The sequence below is a fragment of the Sandarakinorhabdus sp. genome (genome assembly GCF_040398645.1).
Taxonomy (GTDB): domain Bacteria; phylum Pseudomonadota; class Alphaproteobacteria; order Sphingomonadales; family Sphingomonadaceae; genus Sandarakinorhabdus.
On record NZ_JBBATR010000068.1, the window covers coordinates 11,487 to 12,827 of the forward strand.

Consider the following 1,341-nt stretch of genomic DNA (forward strand, 5'->3'; position numbering starts at 1 on the left):
GCCAGCTGCGTGCTGATCGTCGACCTTGATGTGCACCAGGGCGACGGCACGGCGCACATCATGGCGGGCCGCAGCGATATCATCAGCTTTTCCATCCATGCCGAGAAGAATTTTCCGGTGCGCAAGGCGCGGTCCCACGTTGATATCGGCTTGCCGGATGGCACGGGTGATGCCGATTATCTGGCGGCGCTGGAGCCGGTGCTGCTGGCGATGCTGGCCCGGCACCGCCCGCAACTGGTGCTGGTGCAGGCCGGCGTGGACCCGCACTGCGATGATCGGCTGGGCCGGCTGGCCCTGAGTGACGCCGGGCTGGCGGCGCGTGACCAGTTGGTGGCACAGCGTTGCCGGCAGGCGGGTGCGGCGCTGGCGGTGACACTGGGCGGCGGCTATGCTGATCCGCCGGTGGCAGCGGCTCGCCATGCCGCGTCGTTGATTGCCAGTTGGCAGGGGTGGCAGGCGGCCGGGTCTGGCTGAAGCGGGGGAAGCTGCCCCGCACCGCGTATCAAGGGCAGATGAAGATGGACATGCCTGCTGCCGGCGCCAGCCCGCCATTCGACGCTTCGCGCGGCGGGCCCACCCCCTTGTCCTCGCTGGCGACGGCGCTGATGCTGCGGGTGGCGCAGGGCGATGCGGCAGCGTTTGCTGCGCTGGTTCGCCAGCTGGAGCGCATGGCGCTGGGGCTGGCCTGGCGCACGCTGCAAGATCGCGCCGAGGCCGAAGATGCCTGCCAACAGGCGTTTGCGCGGCTGTGGACCGAGGCGGCGCGCTTTGATCCGGCGCGCGGTAACGTTGAGGCCTGGTTTCGCCGCATCCTCGTCAATCTCTGCCTTGATCGCCGCCGCGCCGTGCGCCCGGTGGTGTCCATCGACGTTGCTTATGATCTGGCCGATCCTGCCCCTGATCCGGAAGCGCAGGCCATCGCCAATGATGGGCAGGCCCGGCTGGCGGCGGCGATGGCCCGGCTGAATGTGCGGCAGCGCGCGGCGCTCAGCCTGTTTCACGGGGAGGGCCTGTCGATGGCCGAAATCGCCGCCCACATGGACACCACTGCCAAGGCTGTCGAGGGATTGCTCGGCCGCGCCCGTAATGAATTGCGAACCATCATGAATGAAAGCGCCCGTCAGTGACCGCCCTGTCCTCTCAAACCGCCTGTGCCATCCTGGCCAGCCACGGCGCCGATCCGGCCCGCTGGCCCGCCGCGGATCGCAGTGCGCTGCTGCTGCTGGCCGGCAGCGATCCTGCCGTGGCGGCCGCGCTGGCAGAGGCGCAGGCCATGGATGCCATGTTGGCAGGTTGGGCGAATGCGCCGGCAGCATTGCCGCTTGGCGCAATCGACACTGC

General features: G+C 69.1%; 3 protein-coding genes. All 3 read left to right on the top strand.

What is annotated here, in order from left to right; genetic code table 11:
- Nucleotides 1-474: arginase family protein (locus ABWP50_RS11990; protein ID WP_502951055.1), on the top strand; the 474-nt coding region annotated here is incomplete at its 5' end.
- Between the two features lie 44 nt (nt 475-518).
- Complete coding sequence (locus ABWP50_RS11995) at nt 519-1,127, top strand: RNA polymerase sigma factor (RefSeq protein ID WP_353218221.1); 609 nt, start codon at nt 519-521, stop codon at nt 1,125-1,127.
- On the top strand, nt 1,124-1,341 hold a 218-nt coding region (locus ABWP50_RS12000; protein ID WP_353218222.1), incomplete at its 3' end, for a hypothetical protein. The genes ABWP50_RS11995 and ABWP50_RS12000, both read left to right, overlap by 4 nt.

What these genes read in the sequence shown, in the direction of transcription:
- ABWP50_RS11995 (WP_353218221.1), top strand. Translation starts at nt 519, where the DNA reads ATGGACATGCCTGCTGCCGGCGCCAGCCCGCCATTCGACGCTTCGCGC.